1 protein-coding gene is annotated in these 21,806 nt (G+C 37.2%); it reads left to right on the top strand.

The features are described 5' to 3' along the window. Positions 1 to 137: 137 nt before the first annotated feature. Positions 138 to 21,806, top strand: a complete 21,669-nt coding sequence (locus FLL45_RS05295; protein ID WP_185964339.1) for a non-ribosomal peptide synthase/polyketide synthase — start codon at positions 138 to 140, stop codon at positions 21,804 to 21,806.

Genomic DNA, 21,806 nt, shown 5'->3' with positions numbered 1-21,806 from the left:
TAATAATGAATCACGACAAAAAGTATATTAAGTAGTCACAATTACTCACTAAGTTTTTCTTCGAATTTATCTACCTTATTCATCTTAATTTGAAATATTTACACTTCGTCTTTTAGTATAAGTTTAGAGGTTTGTTTGTGCGCCCATTAGAAGTTCTAAAATTATTTTATGATAATGAGATAGATGTATTTATAGCGAATGATGAATTACAAATTGAGGATTTAAACGGTCACTTAACTGGCGAACTAAAGCATCTATTTCAACAATATAAGCAACAAATAACGGAATACTTGGCCGAAGACAAAAATTTTCGTTATACCAAATTAGCCATTTCCACAGTCCAAGAAGCTGAAAAACCAACATCTTTCTCACAACAAAGACAGTGGTTTTTGAGTCAATATGCCGGTACCAGCGGAATATACAACCTATTTATGGCGTTTCGCCTAAACGGAGAACTTGATGTCACAGCGCTTTCCAGAGCGATAAAGCATATAGTCGAAAGGCACGATGCACTAAGAACGTTGTTCAAGCCAATTGAGGATGAAGTATTCCAAGTCGTTTCGAACAATACTTTTGATCTCACTCGTGAGACACTTGACTCCCCAGCTGAGTTGGCCAAGATATGCAACCAAGAGCGCAACTATCCTTTTAATTTAACTCAAGAGCAACTTTGTCGATTTCGTTTACTTGCAGAAGCCTGGACCGATAGCCATGTGTTAATTATCACACTTCATCATAGCATCGCCGATGGTTGGTCACAGGCGGTACTGTTGAAAGAATTATCGACATTGTATTCAGCGTTTAAAAATAATCAAACTAATCCGCTCAAGCCACTCAGTTTTCAATATGCTGATTATGCACAATGGCAAAGAGAATACCTAAGCAAAGAGAAATTAACGCCACACCTCAATTACTGGCGCCAACAACTTGCCGACTTAGCGCCTTTATCAACCTTACCCACTGATCGAGTGAGACCTGTTGAGCAAACTTTTAAAGGGCGCACCCAACCTTTTCATTTGTCCGCAGAATTACTTCAAAGCGTGGAAGTTTTAAGTCGGGACCAGCAAGTTACGCCTTTTATGACTTTGTTAGCGGCATTTTCATTGTTGCTTGGTCGTTATGCGGGGCAGAACGATATCGCAATCGGCACACCTATTGCTAATCGCCGGCAACCAGAATGTGAGGATTTGGTCGGTGTGTTTGCTAACACGCTTGTGATGCGAAGTGACCTAAGTGACAATCCAACCTTTAGTGAATTTCTAGCAACGACAAAGACTATGGCTTTGCGAGCCTATGAACATCAAGATATGCCATTTGAGCTGTTAGTCGAGGCACTCAATCCAGAGCGAAGTTTAAGTTACTCCCCGTTGTTTCAAGTATTGTTTGCTTTGCAAGGAAGTTCGCTAACCAACTTATCGCTCGAGCAATTAGATGTTGAAACGCTTCCCTCCGATGTAACCCTAAATGAAACTGAAACTGAAACTGTATCGTTGTACGACTTAGCGTTATTTATTGAGCCCTCGACCAATGGCCTTAAAGGGATTATCCAATACAACTGTGGTCTTTATGATGACACAACTATTTATCAATTCCTCGAACACTATCAAAATTTACTAGAATGCGTAGTGAGTTCCCCGGAGCAAAACCTATTAACAATCGACTATCTTTCAGTAAGTGACAAGCAACAGCTTTTGGTGACTAATCAGACGCATGTGGCAGAAATAGAAACCGCTGGATTCCATGCATTGTTTGAAAAACAAGTTGCGCGTACACCTGAGGCGATTGCATTAGTCTTCGAGGAGCAACAATTAACCTATCAACACCTTAACAGTCGCGCGAATCAGCTTGCACACCATTTACAATTAGAAGGCATAACGAATAATCAATTAGTAGGACTTTGTGTTGAGCGCAATGTTGATCTGTTAATTGGTCTATTAGCAATATTAAAAGCTGGTTGTGCGTATGTACCTTTAGATCCGAGTTACCCCAAAGAGCGGCTTAAACATATGCTTGAAGACTCCCAGTTAAGTCTTCTTTTGACGCATAAAAACATAGCTGAGGGGTTACCGCTAAGTACACAAAAAACAGTTTATTTAGAGCATTGGTCTAGGTTAATTGACTACCCAAGCGATAATCTTTATCTCCCTAATCAGTCCACAGATAATTTAGCCTATGTGATATATACCTCTGGCTCGACGGGGAAACCTAAAGGGGTAATGATTAATCATCGAAGTTTGACCAATTTTTTAAACTCAATGGCTTTCAGACCGGGAGTTAATGCCACAAACACTTTATTAGCCGTTACATCCATATCATTTGATATCCATACTTTAGAACTCTACTTACCTTTAATGACAGGTGCTAAATTAGTCCTTTGTGACAATGATACCGTATTATCTGGTGAAGCGTTATTGAATAGGATAAATCGCTACCAAGTGGATATTATGCAGGCAACTCCAACCACTTGGAGTATGCTGTTGGCTAGTGATTGGAAAGTTAAAAAGAAATTTAAAGCCCTCTGTGGCGGTGAACCACTAAGTTATGCATTGAAAGAAGGCATCCTCACTTGTGGCGCTGATTGTTGGAATATGTATGGCCCAACGGAAACTTGCGTTTGGTCTTCTGTCAATCAAATGAAAGCCGGAGAAGCAGTATTAATCGGCGGGCCAATTGATAACACTAAGTTTTATGTGTTAGATGAGAATCAGAGATTGGTGGCCAATAAAGTTACCGGAGAGTTGTATATTGGTGGACTTGGATTAGCGCAAGGGTACTGGAAAAATGACGATCTGACCAACCAAAAATTTATTAATAATCCTTTTTCAAACAATCCGTTAGCTCGCTTGTATCGCACTGGCGATTACGTGCGTTTTATCGACGCAGCTAAACTAGAGTTTTTAGGTCGACGAGATGAACAAGTAAAAATTCGAGGATTTCGAATTGAACTAGGGGATATTGAATCTGCTATTAACACTCATCATATGGTAGCGAATTCAATCGTCGACGTTGCAACAATCGATAGTAACAAAATCATTACAGCGTATCTCAAACCGACCAACAGCGTATTAGAAGATAACGCCGCAAAAGAAAATCAACGATTTATTAGCGAATGGACCCGTGCCTTTGATGAGACTTATCAAAATAGCGAGGCAAAAGTGTCCGAAGAACTTGATTTTGCTAGTTGGGTAAGCAGCTATACAAATAAGCAAATATCAACCAACGAAATGTTAGAATGGTTGGAACAAACCACAAAAAACATTTTGGCATTAAAACCGAAGAACTTATTAGAAATAGGTTGTGGTACTGGTTTGTTATTATTTAAATATGCGCAATTTTGTAGTCGCATATATGCTACCGACATCTCAAAAAATGCCTTAGAGTCTCTTAGACTTAAAATAGAGCAGCGCGACTGGAGCCACGTTGTTCTTGAGCACAAGCCAGCCCATGAAGTTATCTCGCAAGATAAATTTGATACCATTGTTATTAACTCAGTCAGTCAATACTTTCCAAGCCAAGCTTATTTAAATGAAACAATTGAAAGTTGTATCAAGCAGCTTTGTCCGGGCGGCAATTTATTTATTGGTGATGTGAGAAACTTAGACTTATTTGAGTCACATCTAGCCGCGATAGAGCTCCGAATAAACACGAATTCGAGCGTTAAACAGTTTGTGAGAAACATTCAATCTCGAAAGTCTCATGAAAAAGAGTTACTCATTAGCCCGAGTTATTTTCATCAACTATGCAAAAGTAATGAATTAGTTGAATCGATTAGTATTTTGGCAAAGCAAGGCAAAAGTAATAATGAAATGACTCGATATCGCTATGATGTGATTATCCGTACAAAACCATCGAATGCAGAAGCTAGCAATAAAAGCGACCTTATATGGCACGAGTACAAATCAATTCCAGCGCTAAAAAAGTTGTTTTCGAAAGGTTATGAGCGTTTCGCAGTCTCGGGCTTAATTAATACAAGAATATCGAATGAATTTAGACTGCTTAAACAGTTAAACTACTCGCTAAAACACAATCAGTCGGATACTAATATACAAACAATTATTTCTGATACTAAGTATGAATGTCAACCAAGCGACGAATTACATTTAATCACTAAACTAGCCTCTGAGCTAGGTTACCAGTCTCAAATGACTTGGTCTCAATCAAGTGACGGTTTGCTTGATATGCACTTTTACACAGGAAAGTCTCACCCAATAATTGCTAAAGAAAAATACAATGCTAGTCGACTTACCAACTATCCAAATTTATTTAAATTAGCTGATCTCATTACTTTAAAAGTTAAAAAGCATATTAAAAACATACTACCCAATTATATGCAGCCTTCATCTTTTATGGTTGTAGAAGAATTTCCACTAACTGCTAATGGTAAAGTTGACCGAAAAAGACTACCCAAATTAGAATTCTCCGTTAATCAAAGGCAAATTGCGCCACCAATTGGTCAAGCGGAGGAATTATTAGCGACGCTTTGGGTTTCTACGTTACCTGTCAATAAAGTGAGTCGAAACGATGACTTTTTTGATAGCGGAGGTAATTCTTTACTGGCTACTCAGCTATCTACGCGTATATCTAAAGCCTTCGGCGTTAAGCTATCGGTAAGGGAAATCTTTAATTATTCAGTTTTTTCTAACCTAGTAGGTTATATTCGTACACTAAAATCAGATAGATCTTTAAATCAAGCTAAAATAATAAAGCTAAATCAAATTCAGAATATACCACTCTCATACCCGCAGAAGCGTTTATGGTTCTTAAGCAAACTGATTGGTTCGAGTAATGTTTACAATATTAATTTGGCTTATCAAATTAGTGGTGAGCTTAATGAAGAAGCTTTAAATAAAACCATTCAATTGATCTTTCAAAGACATTCTGTCTTCAGAACCCGTTTTTTCGAGAACAATGGCAATGTTTTTCAAGAAGTAACTGAAAATAGCGAAAGTCTAAAGATCGTACAGCTAAAAAATACAAGTCAACTACGCAAGCTACAAAAACAAGAAAAAGACTTCTGTTTTTCACTAACGCAAGGACCCTTGTGTCGAATTACTTTAGTTAAAGTGAGTGAGACTAACCAAAAAATACTATTGATCAATATGCATCATAGTATTTCTGATGGGTGGTCACTAGAAATATTTTTTAACGAACTTTCCTATATTTATCAGGCAATTCTCACTAGAACAGACATTGGCCTCAAGGAATTACCGATACAATATAGCGACTACGCTATTTGGCAAAATCAATTTATAACTCCCGCAAAACTTCAAGAACAACTTAACTATTGGAAGGGAAAGCTAAAGGACTCGCCTCATATTTGCTCAATACCGACTGAAAAAGTACGACCAGCGAAGCAGAGTTACAAGGGCGATACTATTTCACTTGAACTTAATAAAGATCTTCATGAAAGGCTTAATGATTTAAGCAGAGAGCAGGGCGCGACGCTATTTATGACGTTGTTCGCTGCATTTAATCTACTACTATATAGATATTCCGGCGAGCAAGATATCGTAGTGGGAACACCTGTAGCCAATAGAACCTTGCCAGACCTTGAAGGTTTAATAGGCTTTTTTGTTAATACACTAGCTATTAGAAGCTCAATAGATGATGAAGAGTCATTTGTCGAGCTTTTGGAATCAACGAAAGCTAACATTTTAGAAGCGTTAGAATATCAAGATATTCCATTTGAAATGTTAGTGGAGTCAGTAAATCCTCAGCGTAGCTTATCGCATTCGCCTCTTTTTCAAATTTTATTTGTAATGGAGAATGCAAACCTTTTTCAACGTCAGCTAGGGGAGATCGGTCTTGATCCAATCAATAAGGAAAACTTAACTTTTAGTAATGACACGGGGGCTAGATACGACTTAACTATTCTCATAGAGCCAGGTGTCAATGGTTTAAGAGTATCGATAGAGTATAATAAAGATTTGTTTAGCTATTCAACTGCTAAGAATGTTTTAGAAAACTACCAAAATCTATTAATTAACTTAATTAAAGCTCCCGCATCGAAAGTAAGTCAAGTAAGGTTTATTTCCGAAAATGATATTAGCTACACGTTAAGCAACAGGCAAAATCGAAGAAAACCAGAGAGTTTTAAAAGAATTCATCAAATATTTGAGGAAACTGCGAGGAAGCACAACAATCTAGTTGCGTTACAAATAAACAATCATCACATTAGTTATGGACAATTAAACTTATTAGCTGAGAAAATTGCTCAATATCTGCGCAAGGCTAAGGTTAGCAAAGGAACAATTATCGGAATTTGTGCGACGCGTTCCTTTGAATTAATCGCAGCTATTTTAGGGATTTTAAAGGCTGATTGCGCATATCTACCGATAGATCTTAGCTACCCCATAGAAAGAATAGATTTTATCTTAGGCGATAGTAAGGTCGATGTGATCTTCGCTGAAGAACAAACTATTCCGCAGTTAGCTAGTTACCAATCCAAGATTCATTCTATACAGAAAGTTTTAACTAACAACTGTGAGCAGTGGACGATTGAAAGCTCACAAGTCGATGTTGCAGAAGATAATTTTGAAAAACATTTAGCCTATGTAATATATACGTCTGGTTCAACCGGAAACCCAAAAGGGGTAAAACAACATCACAACACGATTAGCAACTTAGTTAGCTCTTGTTCAGAGCTAGATGGAATCATTAGGCCATTAAGAACCCTGCAGTTTACGTCAGTCTCTTTTGATGTATCTATTCAGGAACTAGCAACGGCATGGTTTACTGGTGGTTCTTTAATTCTAATTTCTCAACGAGATAAGGAAAACTTACTTAACTTTGGAGACCTTGTTAAAAAGCAATCGATCGAAAGGTTATTTATACCACCATCAGTATTTACATTTATAACTAACAATCATCTTAAATCTTTCGATAAATTTGGAACACTAAAAGAAATATTTTTAGCTGGCGAGGCTGTAAAAGTTACGCCTTCGCTTAAACTCCTGTTAAAGCGAAACCCAAAATGTAACCTTTGGAACCATTATGGCCCAACTGAGACGCATGTTGCTACGACAGTAAAGCTAAACGCTTTTATCAACGACGAACTTATCCCAATAGGTAAACCAATTAAAAACTTTGAGCTGTATTTAGTCGATAAAAATATGCAAATGGTGCCTCAAGGAAGTCCAGGTGAATTGTTAGTCGGTGGAGTTGGAGTGGCGATTGGATATGTAGATCAAACATTAAATTCTGAGGCTTACATTAAAAATCCTTTTGATAAAAATGCGATTGACCCACTTTATAAGACAGGGGATAGGGTGCGCCTCTTAGAGAATGGTCAATTAGAGTTTATAGGACGAACTGACAAGCAATTAAATATTAGAGGGTTTAGAATTGAGCCGTCTGAAATAGAAAGTAGTATTAATCAATTAAAAGCTGTATCCAATAGTGTAGTGATAAGTGCGAAGGCTTCTAATCAAGAGGAACAGTTAGTTGCGTATGTTGTACTAGATAATAGCCAAATCAAAATTAATGATATTGATTGGCAAAAGAAAGTTCAAGATTTTTGCTTAAAAAGTTTACCTGATTATATGGTGCCGACTAAGATTCAGATCGTTGAAAGCATTCCACTAACTTCTACGGGTAAAGTTAATTATTCTAAACTGCCGTCAATTGAGTTAGCTGCAGTTAATTATATTGAGCCTAGAACGGATACTGAAAAGACTCTCGCTAAGATTTGGCAACAATTACTTGCAATCAAATCAGTTGGCGCCAATGATAGTTTCTTTATGCTCGGCGGCCATTCGCTTTTAACCCTTCAGTTGTCGTCGCTTATAAAGCAACAATTCAACTTAGACATTCCGTTATCGAATTTATTCCAACAGCAAGTTCTAGCAGAGCAAGCAAAATTAATCGAGAATTCGAATAAGCGTGTCACAACACGACTCATAAAAAAATCAAAGAATGCCAATTTAAAGTTGTCTTATGCACAACAAAGACAGTGGTTTTTGAGTCAATATGCCGGTACCAGCGGAATATACAACCTATTTATGGCGTTTCGCCTAAACGGAGAACTTGATGTCACAGCGCTTTCCAGAGCGATAAAGCATATAGTCGAAAGGCACGATGCACTAAGAACGTTGTTCAAGCCAATTGAGGATGAAGTATTCCAAGTCGTTTCGAACAATACTTTTGATCTCACTCGTGAGACACTTGACTCCCCAGCTGAGTTGGCCAAGATATGCAACCAAGAGCGCAACTATCCTTTTAATTTAACTCAAGAGCAACTTTGTCGATTTCGTTTACTTGCAGAAGCCTGGACCGATAGCCATGTGTTAATTATCACACTTCATCATAGCATCGCCGATGGTTGGTCACAGGCGGTACTGTTGAAAGAATTATCGACATTGTATTCAGCGTTTAAAAATAATCAAACTAATCCGCTCAAGCCACTCAGTTTTCAATATGCTGATTATGCACAATGGCAAAGAGAATACCTAAGCAAAGAGAAATTAACGCCACACCTCAATTACTGGCGCCAACAACTTGCCGACTTAGCGCCTTTATCAACCTTACCCACTGATCGAGTGAGACCTGTTGAGCAAACTTTTAAAGGGCGCACCCAACCTTTTCATTTGTCCGCAGAATTACTTCAAAGCGTGGAAGTTTTAAGTCGGGACCAGCAAGTTACGCCTTTTATGACTTTGTTAGCGGCATTTTCATTGTTGCTTGGTCGTTATGCGGGGCAGAACGATATCGCAATCGGCACACCTATTGCTAATCGCCGGCAACCAGAATGTGAGGATTTGGTCGGTGTGTTTGCTAACACGCTTGTGATGCGAAGTGACCTAAGTGACAATCCAACCTTTAGTGAATTTCTAGCAACGACAAAGACTATGGCTTTGCGAGCCTATGAACATCAAGATATGCCATTTGAGCTGTTAGTCGAGGCACTCAATCCAGAGCGAAGTTTAAGTTACTCCCCGTTGTTTCAAGTATTGTTTGCTTTGCAAGGAAGTTCGCTAACTAACTTATCGCTCGAGCAATTGGATGTGAATGCTTTGCAAGCTGAGTTGGAAGGACCTTTAGCGCACACGGTTTCTCTCTATGATTTATCATTTTTCTTAGAGCCAGCCACTGACGGTTTGTATGGCGTAGTGGAGTACAATAGTGACCTCTATGACGACTCTACGATACATCAATTTCTAATTCATTATATTAACTTGTTGCAAAGCCTTTGCAATGAACCACAGCAAAGTTTAATGGAAGCCCAATATCTAACCGTGAGCGATAAGCAACAGTTAATGAGCCGCAACTCAACTCGCATTCCAGAAATAGACAGCGTTGGTTTCCATGAGTTGTTTGAGGCGCAAGTCAAACAGACACCCGACTCCGTCGCCTTAGTGTTTGAAGGGCATCAACTAACCTATCAAAAGCTTAATCAAATCGCTAATCAATTAGCTCACTACCTGCGATCACAGGGCGTTCAGGCGGGACAATTAGTCGGATTATGCGTAGAACGCAATATTGATATGATGCTCGGTTTGTTGGCAATTTTAAAGGCAGGCGCGGCATATGTTCCTTTAGATCCGACTTACCCAACAACCCGCTTAACATATATGCTCGAAGACTCGGGTATAAGCTTAATTTTGACACAAAAACAGCTCAGCAAAACACTCCCATTTACACAGCAGCAAGTAATCTTTTTAGGAGAGACTCAATTATTTTATGATTACCCTGTCACTAACCCTTGTTATTCAGATTGTTCAGCGGAAGCGTTAGCCTATGTGATCTATACTTCAGGCTCTACTGGTCATCCCAAAGGCGTAATGTTAACCCACCGAAGTTTGACTAATTTTTTGAACGCAATGGTCAGTCGACCGGGTATCGATGAAAACAATTGTTTGTTAGCGGTAACATCAATATCTTTTGATATTCACACTTTAGAGTTGTATTTACCGTTGATTTCAGGGGCTCGTCTTATTTTGGCGAGCGATGAAACGGTAGTTTCTGGTGAGGCCATAGCGAGTAGTATCAGTCGCTATCAGGTAGATATGATGCAAGCAACGCCAGCGACTTGGCGAATGTTGATAGATTGCACATGGAAACCTCAAGGTGCGTTTAAAGCTTTGTGTGGTGGTGAAGCACTCAGTTATCAGTTGAAGGAACAAATACTAGCGAGTGGTGCAGATTGTTGGAACATGTATGGCCCAACAGAAACTTGCGTTTGGTCAGCGGTAAATCAAATGCAAGCAGGCGAGGCGGTAAGAATCGGCCGTCCAATTGGTAATACTGAATTTTATGTGCTGGATAGTAAACAACAATTAGTGGCGGATAAAGTAGCAGGGGAGTTGTATATTGGCGGTATTGGTTTGGCGAGAGGCTATTGGAAAAAGTCGCAACTTACGTCAGAAAAGTTTGTTACCAATCCATTCTCTGCAGAAACTTCACGTCGACTCTATCGTACCGGTGACTATGTTCGATATATGGAAAATGGTGAACTAGAGTTTTTAGGTAGAGGGGATGAGCAAGTTAAGGTTAGAGGGTTTCGGATAGAACTTGGCGAAATTGAATCCGTAATTAATTCACATGACCTAGTTTCTGATGTTGCGGTTTGCGTCCGTAAGATTAAACAAGATAATTCTTTGATTGCGTTTGTCGTGCTCACAGATAAGAAATCTAAGAGTGAGCTCGTCAAAGATATCAAACAGTATATTGTCCAGAAGTTGCCAAACTATATGTTACCCTCTCGATTTGTTGTTTTAACACAATTGCCAAAGACCGCAAATGGGAAAGTTGATAAAAACTCGCTAAGCTTAAATTTAGATATTGATATTCAACATCGAGAATTTATTGAACCTAAAAATGAGCTACAAAAAGGCCTGGTTATTATATGGTCAAAATTATTAGAAATTCCTAGAAACAAAATTAGCATTAAAGACGACTACTTTACAATTGGTGGTCATTCTTTGCTTGCAATGCAACTAGTAAATCGAATAAGAGAGGTTTTAGGATATGAGTTGAATCTAAAGTCAATATTTAATTATCCAGATATCGAATCTTTAAGCTCATTTTTAGAAAAAAGTGAAAGTACTAACAGCCGAACTGTGATTAAGCCGGCACATTTAACAAGTAATCTTCCTTTGTCTTATTCTCAGCAAAGGCTATGGTTTATTGATCAAGTAGAGCAGGGAAGTGTGCAATACAACATGACCGAATTGTACATACACAATGGTCCTCTTGACATAAAGCTGTTTGAGTTAGCTATCTTTAAGCTTATACAAAGACACGAAATTCTTAGAACGATATTTAAATCTGAGAAAGGGATTCCTTATCAATCTACACTAGAGCATTTCAAAACACCATTTGAATACATTGATCTCTCTAAACAATCATTTAGCAGTCAACAAAAGCTGACTCAACATGTAATTCACAAAGAAATATTTACAGCGTTTGATTTATCTAATGAGTTGTTGTTAAGAGTTAAACTACTAAGTTTTAGTGAAGACGATTTTTTAATTGTTTATGGAATTCACCATATTATTTGTGACGCATGGTCGGTTGATGTTATAAACCAAGAACTAAGCATCATTTATAAAGCACTCAAAAACAACCAAGAAATCCCATTAAAACCGTTGACCATACAGTATTGTGACTTCGCCTTTTGGCAAAAAAAACAACTAGACAGTAGAGTGGCAGAGGAGAAACTCAATTTCTGGAAACAAAAATTACTAGGTATACCTGATTTTCATTTACTACCTCTCGATAAAAAACGACCAGAAAGACAAATGTTTGATGCTTGTTTAGAAATACAACATATAGATCAGCGGTTGTTTCAAGATATTGAAGCATTATGCAAGAATTATAATGTAACTTTGTTCATGTTTTTAGAGACTGCGTTTGCCTTGTTAATAGCGAGGTATAGCAACCAGTCTGATATTGTTATTGGTTCTCCAGTTGCAGGCCGTGAATTACAAGAGCTTGAAGGTTTAATTGGCTTTTTTGTTAACTCGCTTGTTTTGCGAAATAAAATCACTGAAAAATCTACATTTAGCGAGTTGTTGCGCGAAAATAAAAAAATGATTGTCGATGCCTTTAACAATCAAAGTATTCCGTTTGATATGTTGGTCGAAGAGTTAAAGCCTCAGCGTGATCTTGCCTACAACCCGCTAATGCAAATAGTCTTTGCAGTTCAAAACAATAAACGTGTACCACTTGAACTTGATGGCCACAAATATGATGTAAGAAATAGGTATCAGCAAGAATATGATAGTAACTTTTCGGTTTTAAAAAACTTAAGCACTAGATTTGATTTAGAGTTGCACGTTTGCCACGACAAAAGTAACTTGGAAATACATTGGATATACAGTACCAATTTATTCAATCAAAAAACTATCAGCAAGCTTATTGGAAGCTTTTCTATACTCTTGAAAAACATCGCTTTAGATGTAAGGAAGCCGGCAAGCGAACAAAAATCTGTAAGCTTACTGGATATGTTAACAGACTCAGACAAAAAATATCTGTTGCAAAATAACTCAGTTAACTACAGCCTAATTGAGGGCGAACAATATTTAGATAAAGTCTTAAAGCGAATTTCAAGCTCACTTTATGAACAAAGTAAATCATTGGATTTAAAGGCGCATATTCTTGATAGTAATCTTAATTTAGCGCCGTATGGAGGGTTTGGTGATCTTTACTTTGAAGTTAATGTTAAAAACAACAGTATCATTCAAGAATTTAAAAATCTAGGGGTCAGTCATTGTAGAAATCCATTTTCTAATGACTTGTATAGCTATATTTGGGATGCAAAATGTATTGCTCAATGGGATGCTAACGGACGAATAATCATTGCTCATAGTGAACAGTTACGAATTGCAAAGATACATTCAAGAAATCTGCAAATTGCTAAAATGATTAAGTCTTATTCACCTGTTAAGAATGTCGGCATACTGCATGTCAACTCCGACGAAGTTAATCGTCTAGAATGTTATTTAGAAATTAAGGGTTCTCCAGTTTTAGAAAACCAACAGTTGGCTAAGTTTAGCAAGAACATATTAAGTTATTGTAAGGGACAATCAGAACTTAGACCGCTACCACATGTAGTGATTCCTTTGCCAGCAGTTGATTTAGGCAACACTGAAACTGGCGTTGGCATAGATGAAGTTACTCAAATTGTTTCTAAGAACTCAGAGGCAAGGTTGAGCTATATCAAGCGTTTTATGTCTTCTCATAAGGACATACAAAGTGTGAGTCTTACTAACTATGGTAAGAATAATAAATATTTGATAGCTCACATTCAACCTACCACTCAATATATTGAAAGGATTTCTACTCAGGCCATAAAAGAACACTTGCAACACTGGACAAACTTTTACGACGATACTTATTCTAAAAAGGACCGAGAGTTAGAGGCAACCCTAAATATAAGTGGTTGGAACAGTAGTTATACCGGTAAAGCAATTCCAGATAATCAAATGAAAGAGTGGATAGATAATACGGTTACAACAATTGCTTCACTAAAACCTATCTCTTTACTTGAAGTCGGCTGCGGTACTGGATTACTTCTTTACCGCTATGCAGCTTTTTGTGACTCTGTTGATGCTATCGATATTTCCAAAGTAGCACTAGAAGAAATTCAAGAGGAACTTGATAAGAAATCATGGGGTCACGTTAATTTACACCATGGTGACGCTTTGAGTGTCGAATTCGAGCATAATCAGTTTGACACTATTGTTATAAATTCGGTTGTTCCCTATTTGCCTAGTCTACATTATCTCGAGATGCTAATAGAAAAGTTGATTAAATATGTGATGCCTGGTGGTAAAATATTTATCGGCGATGTAAGGAATTTAGACTTACATACTGAGCATGTAATTGAGATAGAAAGAAGCCAGTTAAAGCAAAAAATATCTCTCAGAGATTTTAATAGACGGGTGAAGTGGCGAGTTCAACAAGAACAAGAGCTGCTTGTATCGCCAAGTTATTTTTCAGAATTAAAATTACGCCACCACGATGTCGACAATGTGTCAATTTTCTTAAAAAGAGGGAGTGGTGACAATGAGATGATACGTTTTCGGTATGATGCAATAATCTCGATTAGGCCAGAAATTCTAAGTGACAACCAATCAAATAATATTAAAAGCTTTTCTAACCTGTCTAGGAAACAGATTGAGAACATCATTTCTGCAAACGAATATAATACGTTTATAGTTAAGGGCGTTGTTAACCCAAGGGTTGACGAAAATATAAACTTGAAAGAACAGCTCGATCGAGGCGATCAAATTGACGTGCTTCCAAGCTCCTCGCCTGGGCATTTGAGCAAGGAAAAAAATACCGAAAACGAAGATATAGAAAAATTGTTTCAATACGCTGAAAAGCATAATTATAATGCTGTGGCGATATACTCTGAACTAGGAGTAGAGTTTATTGACTTAGTTTTCAGTCTTCAATCTATTGATGGGCTTAAGCTACCAGCTGGTATAGCTAAGTTATGTAATGCGAATTTTCCACAGATAAGTCGTCTTGAAAATGAATTATCAAATGAAATGGATAGTTACTTAAAGCAAGTATATCCGGCATCTGATTTACCTGACTTATATATAGCCATGCCTGAGTCAAATAATAGTGAACGCAATTTAACAAGCACTAATTTGTTGCCATATCCACCAGAGTCTACTCTAACTAAACATAAATATGTTGCGCCCAAAAACAAAATGGAAAAAAAGCTATGCGAGATCTGGCAGAGCTCTCTTGGTATTGAAAAAGTTGGTGTGTACGATAATTTCTTTGCGCTAGGTGGCCATTCGCTGTTAGCAACTAGGCTTGTAAGCCTAATTAGAGAAGCGTTTGAAATAGAATTGCCGATTAGAAGTCTATTTGAAGCTCCAACTATAGTGAGTTTATGTGAAGTGATAAGTTCAAGCGAAAAAGGAGCATTGTTACCGCAATTATTACCGCATAAGAAAAATATTAGAATCCCCCTTTCTTTTGCTCAACAGCGACTTTGGTTCATCCATCAAGTTGAAGAAACGAAAACTCAATACAATGTGCCGGGCAAATTTAAAGTAGTAGGAGACTTTGATTTGGCTGCATTTGAAAGTGCTATCAGAAGTTTAATAATTAGGCATAGAGTACTGCGTACTAAAATTTATGAAGAAAACGGAGCTCCCTATCAAAAAGTGGTTAAAGACTTTGATACACCAATTAGCATTTACGATCATTCGAAATTAGACGACAAAATAAAAAAGATCAAAATTGAGAGTCTCGCTAAAAACGAAGAAAACACGCCTTTTGACTTTGAAACGGACTTAATGATTAGGGTAGTCGTAGTAAAGTTAGGTATTAAAGAACATGTTGTTTTATATACGTTACATCATATTGCTCATGACGATTGGTCTATGGCTATCTTTAATAGAGAACTAGAGTTATTTTATAACGCATATGTTAATAACACTGAATGCAAGTTAGGCGCATTAGACGTCCATTATGCAGATTATGCTGTGTGGCAAAGAGAATGGCTTAAAGGAGATGTGTTATCGTCACAAGTAGAGTATTGGAAAAAACAATTAAAATCGGCGCCAACTGACTTCAGTATACCATTTGATAATGAAAGACCGAAAAAGCAAAGCTTTTTTGGTCGCTTAATTACCACAAAAATTAAAGCGTCATTAAATGACAAGATTGACATCGTTTGTAAAAAATATTCTGTAACACCGTTTATCTTTTTGCAAACTGTGTACGCAACATTACTGGCTAAATATACCGGTAAAAGTGATGTTGTTATGGGGTTAGCAATTGCCGGTAGACCTCATAAAGATTTAGAAAAAATGATAGGCTTCTTCGTAAATTCTTTAGTGCTCAGGAGCGATATTAATCAAGAAGATAGTTTTGATAGTGTCTTAGCAAAAAATCGAGAGACTATCGTTGAAGCTTATGCTCATCAATATATACCATTTGAGATGCTTGTAGAAAAAATCAACCCAGAACGAAAACCTGGGAGTAACGCATTATTTCAGTTGATGATAGTTCATGTAGCAAATCAGCAGTCGAATATAAATACTCAAGGTTCCAGTTGGCATCAATTAAAAGATTCAGAACAGACCAAGTATTCACTGAGAAGCGATTTGGATCTTTACGTAATGCCAGGAGACAATGAAGTTGTTTTAGAGTTTGTCTATAATCATTATTTATTCGAAAAAACAACGATAGCTAATATTGCAGATCAATATGTACAACTAATTGAAAATATTCTAATTAATCCTGGTGTCACTTTAAATGAACTTATGCTTGATAAAGCAACTGATCTTCGCTGTCAGTGGCAGTCTCAGGGATTTCAAGTTGATAGTCCAGAGCTATCTTATCATCAAGAAAGATTATGGTTTATTGATAGTTTCGAAAGAGACGTCTTATATAAAGGTGGGCCAAACTATCATAACATACCATTGATTCTTAAACTAAATGGTGAACTAGATACTAAAAAGCTTCGGCGAGCATTTAAATCCCTGCTGGAGAGTCACGATATATTTAGCACAAGAATACATGAAGGGTTAGATAAACCAATTATAAATACTGTTCCACATGACAAGATTGTATTAGACCAATTGGCACTGAGTTCGCATAAGGTAGACCTTGAATATTTAGTTAATTTATCAAAACAGAGTTTTGAGATTAATGGCGGGCCACTCTATCGTGCAAATTTATTCAGACTGGACAACAAAACAAGTTATTTGCTGCTAGTTATACATCATATGTTAGCAGACCGAACTTCAGTTGCGACACTTGCACGAAAGCTTGTTTCGGTCTATGAAAGTGATTCTTCGCTTGATGTTGAAGTGGGACTCGAAGAGAGTTACCAAAAACTTGCTATTCAGCAAAAGCAGGTTTTTGAGAAAAAGAAGCTGTATCAAAAGCACTTTGCTTATTGGCGCTCGAAGCTTACCAATAGTCTGAAAAAATTAGAGGTACCCCTTGACTTTGAAAGAAAAGCTGTACACGAATATATTGAAGGACGCTTTACTGGATATATAAACGACAACTTGAATCTCATGCTCGACGAGTTCTTGATGCGAAAAAAATCCAATAAGTTTGACTTCTTTCTTGCTGTATTTAAAGTATTGCTATTCCGTTACGCACAACATGAAGAAATCGTAGTAGGTATAAATGGACTGCAGGAGTATGAAGTCAATCCTGGCTTAGTCGGACCTTTCTCTAATTTGCTTGTAACTAGAGATTTTATAAAAGCAGATAAAAAATTTGTAGATATATTAAAAGACATTGAAAGAACTGTGTTGGAAGCCAAGTGTTACCAGGACATTCCGTTTGATCTTCTTGTCAAAAAGCTTTCTCCCTCAGTTGATATGAGCCGAACAGCATTATTTGATGTCTTGTTTCACTACGAAAGCATAGGTGATTACTTTAGCACTCACCAGAATACGGACTTGACCATAACGTTGGAAGAGACAAATCTTGGTTATGGGAAATACGATATAAATTTTTTAGTGCAGGAAAAGCTCGGCGGATACCACTTTGTGGTGGTTTTTAATAAGGATTTGTTTAAGGCGAGCACTATAGCTCGTATGTTTACTCACTGTCAAAATTTAGTTAAAGAGATTTTAGCTCAGCCTGAAAAAAGAATTGAAGAACTTCAATTGCTTGATCAACGAGATATCGATCAACAATTAAACGTTTTTAATCCACCTTACCTGCAAGAAACTAGCGATTTATGTATTCATGAGTTGTTTGAACAACAAGTGTTGAAAAGACCAGACTCCGTAGCGCTAGTTTTAGACAACGAAATACTAACATATAACGAGTTAAACGAACGTGCCAATAGGTTGGCTCATTTTATCTTAGCAAAAAATTTGAAGCCCGGTGAATTAGTTGGTATTTACCTTGAACGCTCTATAGAGATGATGATCTCAGTTTTAGCTATCCTCAAAGCTGGTGCCGCGTACCTCCCTATAGATACTAGTTATCCCGAAAAACGAGTTAGTTATATATTAATAGATTCAAAAGTGAAATTAATGTTGACTCAATCGAGTTTACCTAAGTTTGAAGATACTGAAGACTTAGAACCAGTTTATGTTGATGAACTAATGTCTAGATCAGCTGGCGAAGTTTTTGACGCTGAGTTTTCTTGCAAAAATATCTTAAGAAGCAGTATTGGCTTAGAGTCAGGTGATCTGGCTTACGTTATTTATACTTCAGGTTCTACAGGTAATCCAAAAGGGGTTTTAATTGAACACCGTAATGTTATAGCGTTATTTGAATCAACACGCTCAATGTTTAAATTTTCCGAAGATGATCAATGGACATTATTTCACTCTATTGCCTTTGATTTTTCTGTTTGGGAGATTTGGGGGGCATTATTTCACGGTGGAACGGTTCATATTATCTCTAAAGATAGCGCTCAAAACCCTGAATTGTTTTATGATTTATTGGCTTCTCGCAATATTACCATACTCAATCAAACACCAAGTGTATTCCATCGTATTATAGAGGTGGATGCTATTAAAAAAAGTAAGTTATCCTTACGAAAAATCATATTTGGTGGAGAAGCCCTGGATACTCAAAAGCTAGTGCCATGGTTTAAACGTCATGGCGATAAGAAACCTTCGTTAGTTAATATGTATGGAATAACAGAGACGACCGTACATGTTACCTACAAGGATTTGCAAAAAAGCGATGTCAACACTCGTTCTAATAGTGCAATTGGAAAACAGTTGCCGCATCTAAGGATATACTTACTAGATAAAAATTTAAGCTTGGTTCCTGATGGCGTTGTCGCCGAGATATATGTTGCTGGTGAGGGGCTTGCACGCTGCTATCTCAATCAACCAGAATTAACAAAAGAAAGATTTATTCATAATCCCTACGTGAAAACGGAGAGATTATATAAAACCGGAGACCTCGCTCGAAGATTGTCTGATGGTAATCTGGAGTTTGTGGGTAGGGCTGATGAGCAAGTTAAAATTCGAGGTTATAGGATAGAGCTAGGTGAGATTGAAGCTAAGATTAATTCTCATTCTGACGTAGTAGAATCGGTAGTTATCGTTTCAGACTCTAATATCGGCGAAAAAAGCCTAATAGCCTACGTAGTGTTAAATGACGGTCAAGAGTTTGATTATGCGACTAGATTAAGAAAGTATCTGCATGCTCATATCCCACAATATATGATACCAGATGCATTCATCAACATTGATAACTTACCCGTGACAGCTAATGGTAAAGTCAATAAAGACGCATTGCCGATAGCCGAACTAAGCAGTTATTCAGAAACAGGCTATTTACCACCTAATAGTGAAAATGAAAAGAAGATGGTTGCCTTGTGGTCAAAACACCTCAATTATCCAATCGAAAGATTAAGTTTAAATGCAAACTTCTTTGCACTTGGTGGACATTCTTTAGTCGCGACTCAGCTGATAAGTTCAATAAGAAACGAGTTTGAAGTTGATATACCGTTAAAAGTGTTATTCGAAGATCCTTTTTTATCATCTGTCGTTAACAAAATCGAGTCCAGCTTAGAAAAGACTACTCAACAAGAGAAAATTATTAAAACAGCTCCAAGTGACTATGCGGCTTTATCTGTAGAGCAAAAAAGAATGTGGTTTTTGCATAAATTCAGCAACTCGCGTATTGAATACAATATGCCTACGCGGCTACTGTTTAAAGGAGAAGTACAGCAAGACGCTTTGCTTTATGCATTCAATAATTTGGTCGCTCGCAACAAGATTCTTAGGACTGTATATCTCGAGCGTGAAGGTAACCCTTATCAGGTCATGCTAAATGACTTCCAGGTTGAGATTCCATTTGTCGACCTGAGCAGTCTGGAAACTGGTCAAAAGCAACAAGTGCTTGAAAGTCGGGTTCAGGAACATGCTCGAGAAAAATTTGACTTATCAAATGAACTAATGATTAAAGCTCTACTTATTAAGTTAGAAAGTGATGTTTATCTATTGCAATATCTTACACATCATATTGCAAGTGATGGATGGTCAGATAATTTAATTAAGCAACAGTTAGCAGCTTACTACAATGAATTCTTGACAGATATTAAAACATCAGAAGATGGTAGCTGCCTGCAATACTCAGATTTCGTAGCATGGCAAGAAAAGTTTCTATTAAAAGACAAAGTTCGAGAGCAAATTAAATATTGGAGAGCGCAATTAGCGGATTGCCCGATCGAACATGGATTGGCCTTGGATAAGAAGCGAGTAGCGGATGCTTCGTATTTAGGTAATTACTTACATAGTGAACTTGATAGTGGATTATCGAAGGCAGTTAAAGATTTTTGTGAGCAGAGAAAAATCACACTGTTTATGTTTTTAGAAACTATTTTGGCAGTATTGATCTCTCGCTATTCAAATGAACGGGACATTATGGTTGGTACGCCTATCGCCGGTCGAGAGCATGGAGATAGCAATTCGATAGTAGGGTTATTTGTTAATACTTTAGTTATTAGGAATCAGCTTGATTTAGATTCGAATTTTGAAGATATCTTGGAAAAGAATAAAAAAACGATTATTGATGCTTACACAAACCAAAATGTACCCTTTGATATGCTTGTTGACGAACTCGGTGTAAATCGTAATTTAAATTCTAACCCATTATTCCAAATAATGTTTGTGGTACAAAATAACATCGAGCGAGACGTTTATTTTGATGGTCTTAATTTAAGTGATAATGTAGATGGCTATCTGCCAAATGATGAGATAACCGCTCGATTTGATTTAGAAGTTCACGCAAAAGAGGAAGGTTCTAGATTAAATATCGATTGGATATACTGTAAAGACATATTTAACGCAGACAGTATTCTGAGGCTTCAAAAGAGTTATATTTATTTGATTAATAGTGTCATTAAGGCTGATCAGAAAAATAAGCTGGCTAATATTAAAGCTTCACATTTAGCGATCTTCGGAGAAAAAGAAAAAGAACGTATTGTAAGCTCAACTGTTGGCAAATTCGCACTTACAAATAACGCAAATCATCAACAATTAATAAGCCGGCCAAGTGGACTCGATAAAGCGATGGTGCTCGGAGCGAATAATCAAATAGTCCCTTTTGGTGGTATCGGTGAAATTTGCTATAGCGAGCGGGATGATATTGGAGAAGTTATTAAGTGTTTTTTGACTGAGAGTCATAAAAGCAAATATCTTCGCACTGGAGTTATCGCAAAGGTCTGCGGAAACGGTGACTTGACCTTTGCAAACCAAAATCAATCAGTATTGCGCGCTCAGATACAGTTTCATGTGAAGGCATTGAAATCCTTTCTTCTACGAGAGGTTCGTTTCATTACGGACTTGTTTATCACTTCGAGCTTGGTAAGCTCTCAAGTTGCTTCTGAATGTTACTTTGTTAATGATGATAGCTGTGATTTAAATAAAGACGAGCAGACGAAGCTAATCAGTCACGCTATAAGAAATGCGGACCATCTAATGTTTTTACCAACAAAATGGTTCTTAGTAAAAAACATTCCTTCTTTTCCAAATGGCTATATTGATTTAGTGAAGCTAAAGTCAAGTGTTAAAAGCAATGAATTAAAGAAATATAAAGCACCGACTAATGAAGTTGAAATCAAGATGCAAGAGATATGGCAAGAATATTTTAATATGAAAAATATCAGTGTTACTTCGAATTTTTTCAGTTTAGGCGGGAACTCGCTGATGGTTTCAAATATGACTTCTAAAATAGAATCAATCTTTAAGGTTGATGTCTCAATAAGGCTATTCTTTAGTAAACCAACGATTCAAGAGTTGTCAGAGTTTATAATCGCTCAGTTGGAGCTAAGAAATGCGGAAGAACTATTAAGCTCCTTTAAAAACGATAATAAAGAGTGTGTCGAGGAGGGGGTTATATAG

The organism is Aliikangiella marina (assembly GCF_007004765.1).
GTDB classification, from domain to species: domain Bacteria; phylum Pseudomonadota; class Gammaproteobacteria; order Enterobacterales; family Kangiellaceae; genus Aliikangiella; species Aliikangiella marina.
The sequence above is the reverse complement of the archived record's forward strand: the minus strand, read 5'-3'. Positions and strand labels throughout refer to the sequence as shown.